At 68.7% G+C, this 17416-nt stretch carries 16 protein-coding genes, 1 tRNA gene and 1 pseudogene; 7 read left to right on the forward strand and 11 right to left on the reverse strand.

The window, feature by feature from the left end:
- The first annotated feature begins 6 nt into the window (after positions 1-6).
- From IDM40_RS08250 to IDM40_RS08265, 4 genes are all read left to right on the forward strand, one after another.
- The gene (locus IDM40_RS08250) at positions 7-2139 is read left to right on the forward strand and encodes a heavy metal translocating P-type ATPase (protein ID WP_193121338.1); all 2133 of its coding nucleotides are present in this window, start codon (positions 7-9) and stop codon (positions 2137-2139) included.
- Positions 2140-2149: 10 nt separating this feature from the next.
- A complete protein-coding gene (locus IDM40_RS08255; RefSeq protein WP_193121339.1) occupies positions 2150-2539 on the forward strand; it encodes a hypothetical protein in 390 nt (129 codons plus the stop codon).
- Positions 2540-2654: 115 nt separating this feature from the next.
- Complete coding sequence (locus tag IDM40_RS08260) at positions 2655-3335, forward strand: DsbA family protein (protein ID WP_193121340.1); 681 nt, start codon at positions 2655-2657, stop codon at positions 3333-3335.
- Positions 3332-3973 carry a vitamin K epoxide reductase family protein gene (locus tag IDM40_RS08265; RefSeq protein ID WP_193121341.1) on the forward strand — a complete coding sequence of 214 codons (642 nt, stop codon included), beginning with the start codon at positions 3332-3334 and terminating at the stop codon, positions 3971-3973. The genes IDM40_RS08260 and IDM40_RS08265 overlap by 4 nt, the downstream gene beginning before the upstream one ends.
- A 67-nt stretch (positions 3974-4040) precedes the next feature.
- Here IDM40_RS08265 and IDM40_RS08270 read toward each other — a convergent pair whose 3' ends face one another.
- The 3 genes from IDM40_RS08270 to IDM40_RS08280 form a co-directional block, all read right to left on the reverse strand.
- Positions 4041-5093, reverse strand: coding sequence for a pirin family protein (locus IDM40_RS08270; protein ID WP_193121342.1), 1053 nt, complete (start codon positions 5091-5093; stop codon positions 4041-4043).
- 71 nt (positions 5094-5164) lie between these two features.
- Entirely contained in the window at positions 5165-5770 is a 606-nt protein-coding gene (locus IDM40_RS08275) for a TetR/AcrR family transcriptional regulator (protein ID WP_193121343.1), read from the reverse strand.
- Between the two features lie 99 nt (positions 5771-5869).
- Positions 5870-6829, reverse strand: coding sequence for an NAD(P)H-quinone oxidoreductase (locus IDM40_RS08280; protein ID WP_193121344.1), 960 nt, complete (start codon positions 6827-6829; stop codon positions 5870-5872).
- A 298-nt stretch (positions 6830-7127) separates the two neighbouring features.
- Here IDM40_RS08280 and IDM40_RS08285 point away from each other — a divergent pair, with 298 nt between their 5' ends.
- Both IDM40_RS08285 and IDM40_RS28050 read left to right on the forward strand, forming a co-directional pair.
- A complete protein-coding gene (locus tag IDM40_RS08285; RefSeq protein ID WP_193121345.1) occupies positions 7128-7892 on the forward strand; it encodes a hypothetical protein in 765 nt (254 codons plus the stop codon).
- Positions 7893-8168: 276 nt separating this feature from the next.
- A pseudogene (locus IDM40_RS28050) lies at positions 8169-8777 on the forward strand (HAD family hydrolase).
- Between the two features lie 273 nt (positions 8778-9050).
- Here the strand turns inward: IDM40_RS28050 and aroA are convergent.
- The 3 genes from aroA to IDM40_RS08305 form a co-directional block, all read right to left on the reverse strand.
- A complete protein-coding gene (gene aroA, locus IDM40_RS08295) occupies positions 9051-10322 on the reverse strand; it encodes a 3-phosphoshikimate 1-carboxyvinyltransferase (RefSeq protein WP_193121346.1) in 1272 nt (423 codons plus the stop codon).
- Positions 10323-10874: 552 nt separating this feature from the next.
- Positions 10875-11885 (reverse strand): tyrosine-type recombinase/integrase, encoded by a 1011-nt coding sequence (locus tag IDM40_RS08300; protein WP_193121347.1) that lies wholly within the window; start codon positions 11883-11885, stop codon positions 10875-10877.
- Between the two features lie 81 nt (positions 11886-11966).
- Positions 11967-12058 (reverse strand) — tRNA-Thr (locus tag IDM40_RS08305).
- 258 nt (positions 12059-12316) lie between these two features.
- Here IDM40_RS08305 and IDM40_RS08310 point away from each other — a divergent pair.
- Positions 12317-14248 (forward strand): pentapeptide repeat-containing protein, encoded by a 1932-nt coding sequence (locus IDM40_RS08310; protein ID WP_193121348.1) that lies wholly within the window; start codon positions 12317-12319, stop codon positions 14246-14248.
- 113 nt (positions 14249-14361) lie between these two features.
- Here the strand turns inward: IDM40_RS08310 and IDM40_RS08315 are convergent, their stop codons facing one another.
- The 5 genes from IDM40_RS08315 to IDM40_RS08335 all read right to left on the reverse strand — a co-directional run bounded on the left by IDM40_RS08315 (position 14362) and on the right by IDM40_RS08335 (position 17251).
- A complete protein-coding gene (locus IDM40_RS08315) occupies positions 14362-14634 on the reverse strand; it encodes a hypothetical protein (protein ID WP_216630512.1) in 273 nt (90 codons plus the stop codon).
- Between the two features lie 186 nt (positions 14635-14820).
- On the reverse strand, positions 14821-15243 hold the full coding sequence (locus IDM40_RS08320; RefSeq protein ID WP_193121349.1) for a hypothetical protein: 423 nt from the start codon (positions 15241-15243) through the stop codon (positions 14821-14823).
- A gap of 184 nt (positions 15244-15427) precedes the next feature.
- Positions 15428-15664 (reverse strand): hypothetical protein, encoded by a 237-nt coding sequence (locus IDM40_RS08325; RefSeq protein ID WP_193121350.1) that lies wholly within the window; start codon positions 15662-15664, stop codon positions 15428-15430.
- Positions 15665-15666: 2 nt separating this feature from the next.
- Complete coding sequence (locus IDM40_RS08330) at positions 15667-16503, reverse strand: phosphoribosylaminoimidazolesuccinocarboxamide synthase (RefSeq protein WP_193121351.1); 837 nt, start codon at positions 16501-16503, stop codon at positions 15667-15669.
- Positions 16504-16510: 7 nt separating this feature from the next.
- On the reverse strand, positions 16511-17251 hold the full coding sequence (locus tag IDM40_RS08335) for a GntR family transcriptional regulator (protein WP_193121352.1): 741 nt from the start codon (positions 17249-17251) through the stop codon (positions 16511-16513).
- Positions 17252-17416: the final 165 nt, after the last annotated feature.

The raw sequence follows: 17416 nt of genomic DNA on the forward strand, positions 1-17416 counted from the left end.
CCGGCCATGTCCGACCTGTGCTGCGGCGACGACCCGCCGAACCCGTCCGGACGACGGCTCCCCCTCGCGGAGGGCTCCGGCACCACCGCGTCGTGCTCCTGCTGCGCGGGCGACGGGCCCGGCCCGCCGGGGGACGGCAACGACGCCGACGGGGGCGACGGCTGCGGCGACCCGACCTGTTCCTCCCCACCCGCCGAACGGGACACGGCGCCCAGCCGGTGGTGGGCGTCGTCGGCCGTGCGCTGGTCCACCGCGGCCGGTGCGCTGTGGATCGCCGGGCTGCTCGTCGATTGGATCACCGGCGCGACGGCGGTCCCGACGCTGCTGTACGCGGGCGCGGTCGTCGCAGGGGGCCGCACCTTCGTGCCCTCGACCCTGCGCGCCCTGCTGAAGGGCCGCCTCGGGGTGGGCACCCTCATGACCGTGGCCATGGTCGGGGCGGTCCTCCTCGGCGAGGTCGGAGAGGCAGCCATGCTCGCCTTCCTCTTCTCCCTGGCCGAGGCGTTGGAGGACCACGCCGTCGCGCGCACCCGCCACGGGTTGAGGGCCCTGCTCGACCTCGTCCCCGCCCGGGCGACCGTGCTCCGGGAGGGCGCCGAACACACCGTCGGGCCGGAGGAACTGGCGCCGGGCGACGTCCTGCTGGTGCGTCCCGGCGAACGGGTCGCGACCGACGGGGTCGTGCGTTCGGGCCGTTCCGCGCTGGACACTTCGACCGTGACCGGGGAATCGGTCCCGGTCGAGGCGGTGCCGGGGACCGAGGTCTTCGCGGGCACGGTCAACGGGGGCGGGGTCCTGGAGGTCGACGTCACCGCACGGGTGGCCGACAACTCCCTGTCCCGACTCGTGCACATCGTCGAGCGCGAGCAGGCCCGCAAGGGTGCGGCGCAGCGGCTGGCCGCACGCATCGCACGCCCGCTGGTACCGGTGATCCTCGCCGCCGCGGCGCTGATCGCCGTGGCCGGTTCCCTGGCGGGCGACCCGGCGACGTGGATCGAACGTGCCCTGGTGGTGCTCGTGGCCGCCTCGCCGTGCGCGTTCGCCATCTCCGTCCCGGTGACCGTGGTGGCCGCCATCGGTGCGGCGAGCCGCTCGGGGGTCCTGGTCAAGGGAGGGGCCGCCCTGGAGAGCTTCGGGGCGGTGCGCACCGTCGCGCTCGACAAGACCGGGACGCTCACCCGCAACGACCCCTCGGTGGTGGCCGTGGAACCCGCGCCCGGGCACACACGCGAGCAGGTCCTGGCCGTGGCCGCCGCATTGGAGGCCCGCAGCGAGCATCCCCTGGCCGCGGCGATCCTGGCTGCGGGCCCCGCCCCGGAGCCCGCCTCCGACGTCGAAGCGGTGCCCGGCCAGGGGCTGACCGGAACCGTGGACGGTGCGTCCGCCCGCCTGGGCCGTCCCGGGTTCGTGGAGCCCGGTGACCTCGGCGGCACCGTGGCCGCACTGCAGGAACAGGGGGCGACGACCGTCCTGGTCGAGCACGGGGGCCGGGTCCTGGGGGCCGTGGCGATCCGCGACGAACTCCGCCCCGAGGCCGCCGCGACCGTGGCCGAGCTCCACCGGATGGGCCTGCGTACGGTCGTGCTCACCGGGGACAACGAACGGACCGCGGCGGCCCTGGCCGCGCAGGCGGGTGTCGGCGAGGTCCATGCCGACCTGCGCCCGGAGGACAAGTCCGCACGCATCGATGCGCTGCGCCGCCACGGCGCCGTCGCGATGGTCGGGGACGGGGTGAACGACGCCCCCGCCCTCGCCACCGCCGACGTGGGTGTGGCGATGGGCGCGATGGGCACGGACGTGGCGGTCGAGGCCTCCGACGTCGCTCTCATGGGCGAGGATCTGCGCACCCTGCCGCGCGCGCTCGCCCATGCGCGCCGGTCGAGGCGGATCATGCTCCAGAGCCTCGTACTGTCCGGCGGCATCCTCGTCGCTCTGGTCCCCCTGGCCGCTCTGGGTGTCCTGGGGCTCGCCGCGGTGATCCTCATCCACGAACTCGCGGAGGTGCTGGTGATCGCCAACGGGGTCCGCGCGGGACGCCGCCGCGACCACGGCAGCGCCGCGGCACCCGGGACCTCCCCGAGCAGCCCCGTGCGGGAGGGTTCGGCCACCCGGGCGGCAGCGCTCGGTGACCCCCGGTAGGGTCCACCCTGTGACACACCGACCGCACCTGCACCGGCGCACCTTCGTGGTGTCGTTGCTGGCCGCGGTGGCGCTGTGTTTCCTGTGCGCCGTGTGCCACCAGACCCAGTCGGAACCGCTGTCGGGCCCGGCGGTCGCAGCGGCCTCGGCGTGCCCGGACGAGGAGGGGCCGTCCCCCGCGGACACCGGCCCGCCGGCCGCGGAACACCACTGCGAGACCGCCGAGGGGCAGGTGCTGCCCTCGGGCCAGTCCCCGCTGTTGCTCGGGGCGGTCCTGCCGCTCACCCCGTTCCTGCTCAAGCCCCCCGCCCGCGGCCCGGTCGGACACGCTCCGCAACGGCAGCCCTCGCCGCCGCACGGTTTCACGCTCCTGACCAGGCTCTGCGTCCAACGCGTGTAGTCACGGCCCGCGCTGCTCCGCCCCGCAGCGCCCTACGCACGCCGCGCCCCGGCGCGGCCGGCCGTGACCCTACGTCCCCGCGTGCCCGCGCACGCGCCGAAGGACTGGATGCACCATGAGCAAGAATCTCGCCATCACACTGGGGCTGATCCTGGTCGCCGTCGTCGGCCTCGGTCTGCTCGTCGGCCTCAACGAACCCGACCAGAGCCCTGACGGAAGCGAACAGGCCAACACGCCCGAAGGCGGTACCACCGCCCCCGAAGAGACCCTCGTGCGCGAGGACAGCCGCTTCCTCGACCAGCACGACGACGCCTCCGTGACCGTCGTGGAGTTCCTCGACTTCGAGTGCGAGGCCTGCCGCGCCCAGTACCCGGTCATCGAGAGGATCCGCGAGGAGTACGAGGGCCAGATCGACGTCGTCGTCCGGTACTTCCCGATGCCCGGCCACACCAACTCCGCCCCGGCCGCCGCTGCCGTCGAGGCCGCCGCCCAGCAGGGCGCGCTGGAGGAGATGTACCAGCGCATGTTCGAGACACAGGCGGAGTGGGGCGAGTCCCAGGAGGACCGCTCCGACGTCTTCGTCGGCTTCGCCGAGGACCTCGGCCTGGACATGGACGAGTTCACCGAGACGATGGGGTCGGAGGAGACCCTGGAGCGCGTCCAGGCCGACTTCGACGACGGCGTGGAACTGGGTGTGCAGGGCACCCCCACCATCTACGTCGACGGTCAGCAGACCACGACGATGCCCGACTACGAAGAGCTCAGCTCGATGATCGACCAAGGCCTCGAGGAATGAGCGGCACCCGGGCCTCCGACCGGGCCGCGGTCCCGGGAAGCGACGTCCCCGTCATCGGCCGGGCCCTGCCCTGGATCCTCGTGGCCGGGGGCGGGATCGGGTTGCTCGCTGCCGCCGCCCTGCTGGTCGAGAAGATGCTCGTCCTGGACGACCCCGGGCACACACCCGCCTGCAGCATCGACCCGGTGCTGTCCTGCGGCAGTGTCATGAACACACCGCAGGCCGAGGCGTTCGGTGTCCCCAACCCGCTCATCGGCGTCGCGGGGTTCGCCGTGGTGCTCACGGTCGGGGCGGGGCTCCTGGCCGGGGCGCGGTTCGCGCGCTGGTTCTGGTGGGGGCTCCAGGCAGGAACGCTCTTCGGGGCGGCCTTCGTCCACTGGCTGATCTTCCAGAGCCTGTACCGCATCGGCGCGTTGTGCCCCTACTGCATGGTCGTGTGGGCGGTGACCGTGCCCCTGTTCTGGTACGTGACGCTGTACAACCTGCGCGAGGGGCACCTGAGACTGCCCCGTGCCCTGAACCCGGCGGCGGGCGTCCTCTCGCGCAACCACACAGTCGTGTTGACGCTGTGGTTCCTCGGCCTCGGGGTGGTCATCTGGCAGGCCTTCCAGGTGTACTGGTCGACCCTGCTGCAGTGACCGCGGCCGACGGCCGTGCGCGGCACCTGCCGCCGGGAGGCCCGGTGGCTCCGGCGGCAGGTGTCCGTCATCCTTCGAACTGCGCGTGCGGTGGCGGGTTCTTGCGCGGGCGCATGCGCACCTGGGGTAGTTCCGGGGCGGGGAGCCGGTCCAGCCCGTCGCGGTTCCGGCCCGGGCCGCCGTGGCCCACGTAACCCTCGACGCGGCCGAAGCGCTCGCCGTGCTCCTCCCACTCCTGGCGGAACTGGCGGATCTCCTCGGTCGAGCGGCCCAGGAAGTTCCACCACATGATGACCTCCTCGTCGAAGGGCGCGCCGCCCAGGAGCACGAGCCGGGCCGGTTCACCCCCGCCGTTGGCGATGCGCAGGGTCTGCGAGCCCATGCCGGTGTAGCCCACGGCGTCCTTCGGAACGTGCACGCCCTCGAGCGTGACGGCCCCGCCCGTGTCCACCAGGAGGCCGTGCTCGAAACCCGCGTCGACCTCGAGATCGAGTTCGGCGCCGGGGTCGAGTCGGAGTTCGGCGCCCACCAGCGGCGTGTACATGCTCACCGGCGAGCGCGAACCCAGGAGCGAGCCGAGGAAGACCAGCGCGGAGCCGCCGTCGAAGCCGACGGGCTCGGGGACGTGGTGCTCGAACTTGCGGTCGGCGTCGTGGCGGGCCTCCTCCGGCAGCGCGACCCAGAGCTGCACCCCGTGGAGGCGGCCGGTGTCGGGCGAGGACGTCTCGGAGTGGCAGATGCCGGCGCCCGCCGTCATCAGGTTCATCTCCCCGGGCAGCACATCGGCGCTGTTGCCGCCCGAGTCGACGTGGGCGATGGCCCCCTCGAACAGCCAGCTGACCGTCTGCAGCCCGGTGTGCGGGTGCGGCGCCACGTCCATCCCGCCGGTGGCCGCGACCTCGTCCGGGCCGTAGTGGTCGACGAAGCACCACGCCCCGATCAGGGAACGCTGCCGCTGCGGGAGGGTTCGGCGCACGTTCATCGCGCGCGGGCCGCCCAGCGGCACGGCCCGGGAGCTGATGATCTCGACCGGCGCCCGCCCCTCGCGTTCGGCCCAGGGCCCCGGCAGGCCGCCGTCGGCGCACACCTGAGGGCTCGGGCGAGCCTCCTGGTTGGTCATTGCGGTGTCCCTTCCACCCGTCGTCGAGCGGGGTGACCGTGTCGGCCGCCCTCGTGTCCGGTCGCCGTGGCTCAGCTTCGCACGTGTTCCGCGGAGGCCTGCGCGGAGGCGGCGAACAGCGCGTGCACGGCGGCACGGACACGGTCGTCGACCGCCTCGGGGGTGTCGGCGTCGAGCTTGCCGTCCAGGTGGAGGAAGGCCAGACCGTGCACGAAGGCCCACACCGAGGTCGGCAAGGTGTCGGTGTCGGCCCCGGGAAAGACCGTGCGGACGACACCGGTCACGTACTCCCAGACGGTGGCGGTCGCCTGCACACGTTCTTCGTCGTCCCGGTCGCAGGGTTCGGCGAACATCACGCGGAACAGCGCCGGGTGTTCGACGGCGAAACGCACGTAGGCGACGGCGATCTCCGCCAGGTCGTCGAGGTTCCGGGATGAGGGACGGGCTGCGGCGAGGTACCCCGCGAGCTCGCGGTACCCCTCCCCCGCGACCGCGGAGATGAGCTCCTCCCGGTCCGCGTAGTGACGGTAGGGCGCCGCGGCGGAGACCCCGGCCCGCCGCGCGACCGCGCGGAGCGACAACCCGCTGCCGCCGCTCTCCTCGAGAAGCTCCCGGGCGGCCCTCACGCAGGCGGCGCGCAGATCGCCGTGGTGGTACGGGGCACTGGCCTGTGACACGGGCCCAGCCTCCCTGATGATGACGGTGCTTACATCCCCAAGGTAATCACCGCGCAGGCAGGGGACCGACCGCCGGCGCCCCTCCGTTCCGGCCGGCGGTCATTCGTTCACCAGCAGGAGCTTGCCGAAGTGGCCGCCCGCTTCGATGATCCGGTGCGCCTCGGCGGCCTCGGCCATCGGAACACTCCGGTCGACGACCTGGCGCACGGCCCCGCTCTCGATCAGCGGCCACACCTGGCTGCGGACCTCGGAGACGATGGCGGCCTTCTGCTCCGGAGGCCGCGAGCGCAAGGTGGTGCCGAACACCGACAGGCGCTTGAACAGCAGGTCCGCCAGGTTGAGCGGGGCCTCCAGACCGGCCTGGAGTCCGATGACGACCAGGCGGCCGTCGGCGTTCAGCGACCGCACGTTCCGCTCCAGGTACTGGCCGCCGATGATGTCGAGCACGACGTCGAAGGGTCCGTGCTCGGCGAAGTCCTCGGTGCGGTAGTCGACGGTCAGGTCGGCGCCCAGCTCCCGCGCCCGGGCGGCCTGCTCGGCGCCGCCGACGGTGGTGACCACACGGGCGCCCTTCGCCTTGGCGATCTGGATCGCCATGGTGCCGATGCCGCCCGTGCCGCCGTGCACGAGGAAGGTCTCGCCCTCCTTCAGACCCGCGGTCATGAAGACGTTGGACCACACGGTGGCGACCGCCTCGGGCAGGGACGCGGCCTCGACCAGGCCGACGCCCTCGGGCACCGGGAGCAACTGTCCGGCCGGGACGGCGACCTTCTGCGCGTAACCGCCGCCGGTCAACAGCGCGGCGACCTCGTCGCCCACCTGCCGGCCGGTCACGCCTTCGCCGAGGGCGCTGATACGGCCGGAGACCTCCAGCCCCGGATACGGCGACTCGCCCTCCGGCACGGGGTACAGCCCGACCCTCTGCACCACGTCCGCACGGTTCACGGCGCTCGCAGCCACGTCGACGACGACCTCGCCGGGCGCGGGCACCGGGTCCTCGACCTCGGTCCACGTCAGGACCTCGGGGCCGCCGAACTCATCGATCGTGATCGCCTTCATGACACTCCGTTCGCAGGGTCGGACCAGGTCGCGCCTGATGTATGCACTGTTCACATTAGGGGTGCAAGTAAGCACCGTCAACATTGGGGGCGGGCGCCGCCGAGGCACCACGACGGTGGTGAACGTCGATGCGCTCCACCGACTTTCGTCGGTGCCGTTCCGCCCCGGGACGCCGAAAGGCCGACCTTCGCCACACCGGAATTCACCATTGTGGTGGATCCGCCGACGGCGCTCCGTTCATTAGCGTGTTTCCCACACCCATTCGCAGGCCTCTCCTCCGCAGAAAGCAGGGAACCCCATGAAGCGTGACGCCCGTTCCACCGCCCTGGCCCTCGTAGCCTCCGGCCTGGTGATCGTCGGATCTGCCGCGTGCTCGCCCCAGGAGATCTCCGCGACGCTTCTTTCACCGGGTTCGGAACAGTCGGCCGAGAACGCCGGGGCCGAAGCGGAATCAGGGAACCTTTCCGGCCAGGTGGAGTTCCTGTCCCCCGGCGAATTCATCATCGACGACCAGGCGTTCCTCGTCGGCGAGAACACACAGATCACCGGCGGTATCAACGCCTGCCCCGCCGTCGAGGGCATCGACACGGACGGCATCGGGACCGTGGAGTGCGACCTGGAGTCGTTCGAGGCCGCGGTCCAGGGGGACACGGACGTCTTCGCCGAGGTCGCCCTGGGCGAGGAGGGCGTCGCCGAGTCGATCACCGAGTACGCCCAGGACGGCCAGGCCCCCGCCGAACCGGAAGACCCCGAAGCCGCGCCCGAGGACGGCGACGGGGAAGCCGGAGAGGCCGGAGGCTTCACCGGAACCGCGGCGGGTGAGCTGGAGTACCGGTCTCCGGGCGAGTACTCCATCGACGGCACGACGTTCTACGTCGCGGAGGACACTCAGATCACCGCCGGGAACTACGCCTGCGCCGGCGGGGTCCAGGACCCCGACACCGGCGAGGTCACGTGCGACTTCGACGACTTCGACGCCACGCTCGCCAACGGGACCGCCGTCCTCGCCACGGTCGACATCGTCGACGGGATCGCCGAGTCGATCACCGAGTACGAGGCCTGACGCACCCGCGACCCCCCGGCGTCCGGGGCCAGGGGAACCGTCCCGACCCGGCCACGGGGGTGGCCGGGGCCCGGCGCTCTCCGTACCCTGAGGGCCCCGGACCAGAAGGAGGCCGCCGTGCACCTGAAGCTCAAGCCCTGGGAGGACCAGCCGGACGAGGGTCCGGAAGCCCCCGAGGACCAGCCCGAGGAGCCCGAGGACGACCCCCACAGCTGACGCCGGTCGGAGCGCGCGGGGTCGACCACCGATCGGGTCCCCATGCGCAGGAAGGTGCGAATGCCCCGACAGGGTTCCGGATCACCGATCGATCTGCACGGCTCCCGCGCGCTCATCTTCGATTGCGACGGCACACTGGCCGACAACCACCCCGCGCACTTCGCCGCGCTGAACGACGTCCTGCAGCACTACGGCGTGCGCGTCTCGTGGGACTGGTACTCGGCCCGCACCGGCCTGCCGGGCGCCGAGACCCTCGCCGACGCGGCATAGGAGCACTCCCTCACCTTCGCGGTTCCGGTCTCCGAGCTCGCCGCCGAGTGCGAGAACGCCTACCTGCGCCACGTGCACCGCGTACGGGAGATCGCCTGGGTCGCCGACATCGCCCGAAGCGCGGACGGTCGGCCGACCGCTGTCGCCTCGAGCGGGCGCCGCGTCAGTGTCGAGGCCACCCTGCGCGCGATCGGGCTCGACCGCACGTTCGACGCCGTCGTCACGCGCGAGGACGTCGAGAGCGTCAAGCCCTCACCCGACCTGTTCCTACTCGCTGCACGCCGACTTGCGGTCGACCCCGCTCAGTGCGCGGTCCTGGAGGACAGCGACGAAGGCAGCCTCGCCGCCCGACGTGCCGGCATGGCCGTGGTGGACGTCCGATACAGAACCCAGCGATAGATGCTCAGCGTCGCGGCACGTACCGGGGGTTCCGTATCTTGAGCGCCGCGCCGAGCTCCGGCAACTCCCGAGGAGACCGAGGACGACCGCGCAGCTGAACGGCACCCTTTTGCTCACGGCGGAACACCTCAACCGAGCGCCAAGAAGGCCCTGCCACCCCCTGGGTGACAGGGCCTTGGAGAGCCAGCGAGCTCTTGATCGCAGAGCCGGAGACCGGCCGAGCGATTGCGAGAATTCAGCCTGCCATACAGGGGCCCGGCCTCGCCGACAAAATCAGATTCCGAACGAAGACTTCGCTGCCACGGGTCCCTGATTCCAACGCGTCACGAGGTCCGCGAGGGTCTCGTAGAAATCAGGGAAGGTCTTGCGGGCGCAGGCTGGGTCGTCCAACAGAAGGGGTTCGGGCAGACGCAAGGACGTAACGGTGAAGCTCATGGCGATGCGGTGGTCGGCATGACATGCGATGACTGCTGGATCAGGCGTGCCGGGCCGGACCTCGATCCAGTCCTGACCGGTTCGTGTGTCGATGCCGAGGTGGGTGAGGTTGTCGGCGCTGGCGGCGAGGCGATCGCATTCCTTGACCCGGGTGTTGTAGACATCGACGATCCGGACGGGCGCGTCGGCGAAGGGCGCGACAGCGGCCAGGGTGGGCATCGTGTCGGAGATGTCACGCATGTTGACCTCCAGTCCGTGGAGGTTACCGGTGCCGGTCACGCGAATGTCCTCATCGGTGAATTCGACGTCCGCCCCCATATCGCCGAGGACGCGGGCGAAGCGCACGTCCCCTTGGAGGGATCGGGACCCCAAGCCATTCACCACAACGGTGTTGCCGGTCACCGCGGCCGCAGCGAAAAAATAGCTACTGGTCGAGGCATCGGGCTCGATGTCGTATTCGCGTGCGGTGTAGTGACCAGGAGCGACATGGAAGACCTTTCCTTCGCGGCGGACCTGCGCGCCGAACTCCCGCATGACGGCCAGAGTCATCTCCACGTAGGGAACGGAGACCAGCTCGCTGACCTCCACCTCCAGACCGTCGGGGAACAGGGGGCCCGCCATGAGCAGGGCTGTCAGGAACTGTGAGGAGACCCCGGCATCCAGCACGATGCGGCCGCCCTTGAGCCCACGGGCGTTGATGGTGGCGGGGAGATGGCCTTCGGCGCCCTCGCAGACGACATCCGCGCCGAGCTCTCGGAGCGCCTCGAAGAGGGGCCCCATCGGGCGGCGGCGCATCTGCTCGGACGCATCGAACCGATAGGTTCCCTTCCTGGCCGCCGCCAGCACCGGCAGGAACCGCGCGACGGTCCCTGCGTCACGGCAGTAGACCTCGGCTTCCTGCACAGGTCGGGCAGCCGCGCTTCCGGTGACGATCCAGTCCTCGCCCTCGGTACGCACCGTGTGCCCCAAGGATGCCAAGGCCTCGGTGAAGGCTTCGGTGTCGTCGGAGAGCAGGGGGCGCCGCAGCCGGGAATCTCCCGAAGCGCATGCAGCAAGAAACAGGGCGCGTGCCGTCAGCGACTTCGAACCCGGCATATCCACTACAGCCACGCCCGCTACCGCCCTCCACTGAAAAATCTGATTCTTTCAATCGGACCCCAGAGTACCAGTCTTCAGCCAGAGCGGCGCAAATTCAATTATCGATGGATTCCTCGATCGTCCGAGAAATGCGCCAACCCCTTTGAGTACGGCAACGGGCTCCTGAAAAGCCAGAAACTCCAGCACCGCTGCACCCGAACGAAATCCGGCACCACCACGGCGTGCGCGTTCCGGGTGCCGGCACATGGCCCGCTCAGCCGAACCGGTTGTTCCTGCGCACATCGCCCCGCGCTCTGCCCCGTGGACACCTGGGCGCTGTCTTGCGAGGTAGGAGATCTCAACGTGAGCTGTTCATTTGGATTCCAACCGGCCTCCCAGGTGATCACGGTCTGAGCCGTTTCCCAGTCGGTGTGGCAGGCCTACGCCCCGCACGAAGCACGCGGAGAAACCCTTGCTGAGCAGTGGAAACCTGGATATTCGGGCGCTGACAGCACCGCTGTCAGCGCCCGCTCACACCGTCCTCGACCAAAACGTGACCCTTTTTCCGAGAAAGGTCGAGGAGCCTCAGGCCACCTGGCTCATCACCTTGTCGTAATGGCTCTGCGCCCGGGCTGCTGCCGCCGAGCGCCCGTACCGGCGCAGCATCTGCCCGCTCTCCCAACCGTTCAGTTCCTGGAGGTCACCCTCCGCACCGCCGCGCGCCAACCACTCGTGCGAGAAGTGGTGCCGGAACCGGTGCGGGTACACCTCAGGAACACCCGCCTCACCCGCACGCCGACGGATCATCTGATAGATACCGCTCCGGGAGATCGGCCCGCCCCGTACCGACAGCCACAACTGCTCCAGATGGGCCTCATCGCGCCTGGAGCGCTCGCGCAGATACCGGTCCAGAGCCAGGGCCGTGGGCGGCGTGAATCGCACCCACCGCGTCCGCTCCCCCTTGCCCGTCACCCGGGCCTTACGACGGTCCAGGTCCACGTCAGCCAACGTGAGACCGGCCAGCTCCTGCAGCCGCATCCCTGTGTCCCGCAGCAGGCTCATCAGCGCGAAGTCCCGACGCCGCAGGAACCCCCGCCCCTTGGCCTGGGCCAGGATCCGATCCGTCTCGTCCTGCTCGAAGACCGGCACCGGCTCCACCGTCACCTTGGGCGGCTTGGTCTTGCGCATGGGGTTGGGGATCTCTTCTTCCTCGGCCAGCCACCGGAAGAACTGCTGCAAGCACCGGTACTGGTTGTTCACGTAGGAGGACTTGTGGCCGCGCTCGTGCAGCCGGACGATCCACGTCTCCACGTGCGAGCGGTCGACGTCCTCCCAGTCCCAGACGGGATCGAACGTCTCGAGCTCCGCCGGACGGCCCGTGTCAGCGTCCAGGGCGTGGCGGTGGTCGATGTCATTGGGCTGACCGCCCGCCAACAGGTGCTCGGCGGCGAACCACGCCACCGCCTCGCGGTACATCGAGATCGTCTTGCGGCTGCGCTTGAGCGCGCGCAGCGAGCGGGTGAAGGAACGGATGTGAGCGTCGAGCGGACCCGCGGCCATGTTGCGGGGCCCGCGGCGGAGACGGATGCCTGCCATAGGCGGTACCTCACTGAGCGTCCAACCGGCAGAGCCGGTGATGATGCCCGAGCGATTTCCCGCGTCAGACCATGTGAGAGCCAGCGAGGGGAATCGAACCCCTGACCTACCGCTTACAAGGCGGACGCCTCTGCGACACAGAACATGCGCTTGACCTGCAAAAACACGGAGCCGAGTGAACCTGTTCGCGAACTTCTGAACGCATTCAGCACACCCCCAATGGCAAGCCACTAGGGGGTCCGGATGCTGGCGGGCGCTCGTAGCCTCCGCCACGGCATCCGCAGGCTCCGTGTCAGCCCCCGTCGGGCGGCACGCAGTGAAACCACGTGAGGGCTACGCTTTCGACCATGCGCCCATCGACCCCCCAATGGATCGGCATCGTCCTTCTCGGGCTGGTTCTGCCAGCGCTCGCTGCTACGGCCTGGCCTCTGGTGGCCGCTCTGGTCGATCGGGTGCCCGAGGGGCTCCCCGTAAGTCGCCTTGCACTGGCGGTGGCACTGGGAGCAGCCTTGGTGGTAATCCTCCGCGGCTACCTTCCCCGCCTGGGATGGCTGATCGTCGGGGCCTGGGCCATAGCTATCGGGGCAGTAGCAGTGATGGGGCTGCTGGCCTGGTTCGTACTGGGTCTGCCTGGGTTGCAGCCTCCCACTTCCCTGGCTCCTCGGGACATAGACGCGATCGCCACCCGAGCCTTCGCGATCGTGGCCGGCCTGGGGGGTGTGGCTCTACTCGTGATCTCCTACCGGCGCCAACGAGCCACCGAGCACGCCGAGCAACGCGCCGAACGGGCCGCCGAGCGGGAGGTGTCCAAGCTCTTCACTGACACCTTCGACAGTGCCAGCGAGAAGCTCGGTAGCGAGCACCCGGCTGTGCGCCTGGCTGGGGTTCACGCTTTGGCGCGTTTGGCCGACGAGGCCCCTGAAGGGCGCGAGGCATTGGTGCAAATGGTCATCGACGTCCTATGTGCCTACCTGCGTATGCCCTATACACCGGCCCCTGATCCACTGCCGAAGAACGCCTCCAAGGCCCGGAAGGAAGAGCGCCGTGAACGGGAGCTGGAGTTCGCCGCGCTGCGCGAGGTGCGCCACACCATCATCCGCATTATCGGTGAACGCCTACGCGAGGCCACCCGCTGGCGTGGAAAGCACTTCGACTTCACGGGCGTGACCTTCGACGGCGGTGACCTCCACGGAGCACACTTCACCGGCAGCGTGGTGAATTTCGACGGAGCTCAGTTCACCGGGGGCGAAGTTAATCTGAGCGGCGCAAAATTCGCAGGAGGCATGGTGCGCTTCGACGAGGCGAAATTCAGCGGCAGCATAGTGCACTTCGGGGGATCGAAATTCACCGGAGGCACGATTATTTTCGGAGGAGCCGAATTCACCGGAGGCGAAGTGCATTTCGGCGGATCCAGGTTCACCGGAGGCGAGGTGGACTTTGGCGCGGCCAAGTTCACCGGGGGCAAGGTGCACTTCATCGAGACTCGCTTCACCGGCAGCGTGGTGAACTTTCGATGGGCCGAGTTCAGTGGCGGCGTGGTGACCTTCCTCAGCGCCCACTTCAGCGGCGGCGTGGTGAACTTCGGCGGATCCAGGTTCACCGGAGGCGAGGTGGACTTTGGCGCGGCCAAGTTCACCGGGGGCAAGGTGCACTTCATCGAGACTCGCTTCACCGGCAGCGTGGTGAACTTTCGATGGGCCGAGTTCAGTGGCGGCGTGGTGACCTTCCTCAGCGCCCACTTCAGCGGCGGCGTGGTGAACTTCGGCGGATCCAGGTTCACCGGAGGCGAGGTGGACTTTGGCGCGGCCAAGTTCACCGGGGGCAAGGTGCACTTCATCGAGACTCGCTTCACCGGCAGCGTGGTGAACTTTCGATGGGCCGAGTTCAGTGGCGGCGTGGTGACCTTCCTCAGCGCCCACTTCAGCGGCGGCGTGGTGAACTTCGGCGGATCCAGGTTCACCGGAGGCGAGGTGGACTTTGGCGCGGCCAAGTTCACCGGGGGCGGGGTGCACTTCAGTTTGACCCAATTCAGCGGAGGCGAAGTGCGGTTCGAGGGAGCTCACTTCAGCGGTGGGCTGGTCAATTTCATCAGCGCCAGCTTCACTGGAAGCTACGTGGACTTCCAGCTAGCTAAGTTCAGCGGAGGGAAGGTAATGTTCGAGAGGTCCCACTTTATAGGGGGTGAGGTGCTCTTCGAAGAAAACGAGTTCAGCGGCTGCGATGTGAATTTCATCCGGTCTCGATTCGACAGTGGACACGTGTCATTCGCCGGGTCCTGGGGAGTACGCCCAATGAACCTTAACCCACCCACAGAGACCCTTATTCCTGAAGAATGGACTGAATACCATTTTGGCAATGATTAGGGAATTCCGACCCCATGCAGAAACTCACTCCGTGGTCGCTTGGAGCTTGTCGACTACACAGGAGGGACCAAGCTGCATACGCTTGGACCCTCACTACAGCTAAAGCAGAGAACTCAGTTCTTCCAACCAAGGTTTGCGAGAGCGAGCGCTCGGGCTTCCACGACGGCGATGCGGGCGGCGAGTTCGGCCTCGTCGACGTGTGAGGCCGCGGCCGTCACCTGCCCCTCCCACTTCCGGTAAAGCAAGCCGGCCTCCGACGAGAACCACCCCGGAGCGACGACACCGAGAGCCAGGAGCAGGCCGGTGTCCTCGGAGGCCGGCAGTGCCATCCATCCCCCGAGAGCCACGAGGAGTTCGCGGCGCACGCACAGGGTGGCGGGGTGCACAGGGGCACGGTGGAGGAGGGCGGACGCGTCGGACCGGAAGCCGCCAGGGCCGACAACCTGGGCCCATGCGGCGATGACAACGAGCGCGACACCAATCCAGCTACGAGACCGAACACGGACCAGGCAGCTAGCTTGCAGGCACCTGGAGACCGTTGGCTTCCATCTGCCCGGCCAGGCCAGGACGGCTCACTGCGTGTCGAGTCGGACCCAACTCGAGACGGCTTCGAGGACGCGATCGTCAGAGAAGGACTCCTCGATAACAGCAAAGGCGTTGGCACGCAGCTCCTGTACCCATACTTGCCCTGCTGAGGTGTTGGGAGCTCCGACATCGATTTCAGAGGTGATGTCCCGTACCAGTGCTGTGCTGGCCTCGCCGAAGAAGAACAAGGCATAGGAGGCCAGCTGCCTGCGGTGAAGAATCGTGGCTTCGGTTCCGAGGAGCAGTTTGAGATGCACCGAGATCTTCCCGGTCACGTAGCTCCTGCTGACGCCGTGCTCCTTCGCCACGCTGTCCCAGAACATCGGGAAGGCCTCCTCCGAGTCGGGTGCGGGCAGCATCATGAGGAGCTTGATCAAGTAGTTGGTGTGCTTGGAGTCGGTCAGGTCCACCATGGCTACCTTTCGGTGAGGGGTTGAGCGCAGTCACGCTACAGCGTGCCTGCGGCAGCTGCCAGGCCGGCGGAATGCCCGGCCACGCTTGGCGCACGAGCAGGGAGACCGCGCCGCAACCTCCGCATCCACCCGGGCAAAAGAAGGGCCCGAACCGCTCGGTTCGGGCCCTCTGTTCGGGGAGCTAGCGCTCGTTCCTGCGCTCCGCGCGAGCGTCGTCCTCGTCCTCCCAGGTGTGGTCCATGGAGCGCTTCAGGGACGCCACATGGTCCACGAAGGCTTCCACGCCGAGAGACCTGAGCATCAGCGTCGCCGCACGCTCCGGGGACGGGTCGGTCTGGTTCGTCGGCTCGAGCCCTTCCTGCCGGAGCAGTTCGCGGACCTGCTCGATCAGGCGGTCTCGGTCGTAGCTCTGGTACATGATCAGGCCTCCCAGGTCTTCCCGGTGAGCTTCTCATACACCTCGACGTAGCGAGCTCGGGTGGCCTCGACGATCTCATCGGGGATCTCCGGGCCAGGGGGAGTCCGGTCCCAGTCGGTGATGGTGCTCGACCAGTCGCGCACGAACTGCTTGTCGAAGGCGTGCTGGGTCTGCCCCGGCTGCCAGTCGTCCGCCGGCCAGAACCGCGAGGAGTCGGACGTCAACACCTCGTCGGCGAGCACGAGCGTGCCGTCCGCCGCGCGCCCGAACTCCAACTTGGTGTCGGCGATGATGATGCCGCGCTCAGCTGCGATCTGCGCACCGCGCCGGTAGATGTCGAGGGTGACCTCGCGCAGCCGGTCCGCGGTGTCCTGACCGATCTCGGCGACCACGTCGTCAAAGGTGATGAACTCGTCGTGGCCTTCGGTCGCCTTGGTCGTGGGGGTGAAGATCGGTTCCGGGAGCTTGGAGGCTTCCTCCAGTCCCTCGGGGAGCGCGATACCGGAGACCGTCCCCTGCTTCTCGTACTCCTTGAGCCCGAGGCCGGCGAGGTAGCCGCGCGCGATCCACTCCACGGGCAGCATGGTGAGCTTCTGGCAGCGCACGGCACGTCCGGCCCACTCCTCAGGCACGTCGGTGGCGGAGACGACGTGGTTGGGCACGAGGTCGGAGAGCTGGTCGAACCACCACAGCGAGAGCTGCGTGAGGATCTTGCCCTTGTCGGGGATGGGGGTGGGAAGCACGACGTCGTAGACGCTCACGCGGTCCGAGGCCACCAGGATGAGGTCGTCGCCATCAGCGTAGACGTCGCGCACCTTGCCCGAGTGCAGCAGTTCCATGTCGCTCCTACCTGGAGATCTCGTAGTTGTAGGTGGCCCAGCGTCGGGCCACGGAGACGGACTGGCCGAACTCGATCACGTCACCTTCGGCGTCGAGCACCCAGTTCTGCTTTCGCAGGACCGGAGAGCCGAGCGGAATTCCGAGGACCGCGGCGTCCTCCTCGGAGGCGATGTCGGCGCGGAGCTGGTCCTTGCCGGAGGCCGGCACCAGCCCGGCCTTCTCCTCGACGTACTTCGGGGTGCCCTGGGGAAGCCGCTTCTGTTCGAGCAGGAGCGGCGCGACCTCGGCAACTTCGCCCTTGAACCACGACGTGCTCGCGGAGGAAGGCATGCCGTCGCGAAGGGTGAGCCGCTGGCGCCGGACCACGTCGGAGCCGACCGGAACGCCGAGAGCGTCGGCGACGTCCTCGGGGGCCGGCGTGAGCTCAGCAGCCCGGATCTCGGCGCGCTCGTTGCTCGCGTAGATGCGCCCTTCCATGCTGCGGACCACTCGGTCCTTGGCGCTGGCCGCTGAGTGCCCACGGGTGACGATCGTGCCGACGCCGGGCTCGCTGCGCACGAGGCCCTCGGCCTTGAGCGTGCTGACGACCTTGGTCGCGGTGGCCAGGGAGATCTTCCACTTGGCACCGATGTTTCGGACCGAGTCGATCTTCTGCCCGTCCTGGAGGACACCGGACTCGATCTCCGACTTGATGTGCTTCACGACCTGCATGTAGGGCGGGTCGGTTCGGTGGACCTGAGGGGACACGTGCGGCTCCTTCGTGGTGAACGCGATCAGTGTACTAGTACGCGTAGCTGTTCGGCCATGTGAGCTGCGACTCTGCTGCCAGGCAAGGCCCGGCACAACGAAAATATGTGACCCGTACTAGTACACCTAACGTTCGCGTGCTATAACGGTTGCACGGCAACAGGC

This window comes from Nocardiopsis coralli (assembly GCF_014892575.1).
In the GTDB taxonomy this organism is placed as follows: Bacteria; Actinomycetota; Actinomycetes; order Streptosporangiales; family Streptosporangiaceae; genus Nocardiopsis; species Nocardiopsis coralli.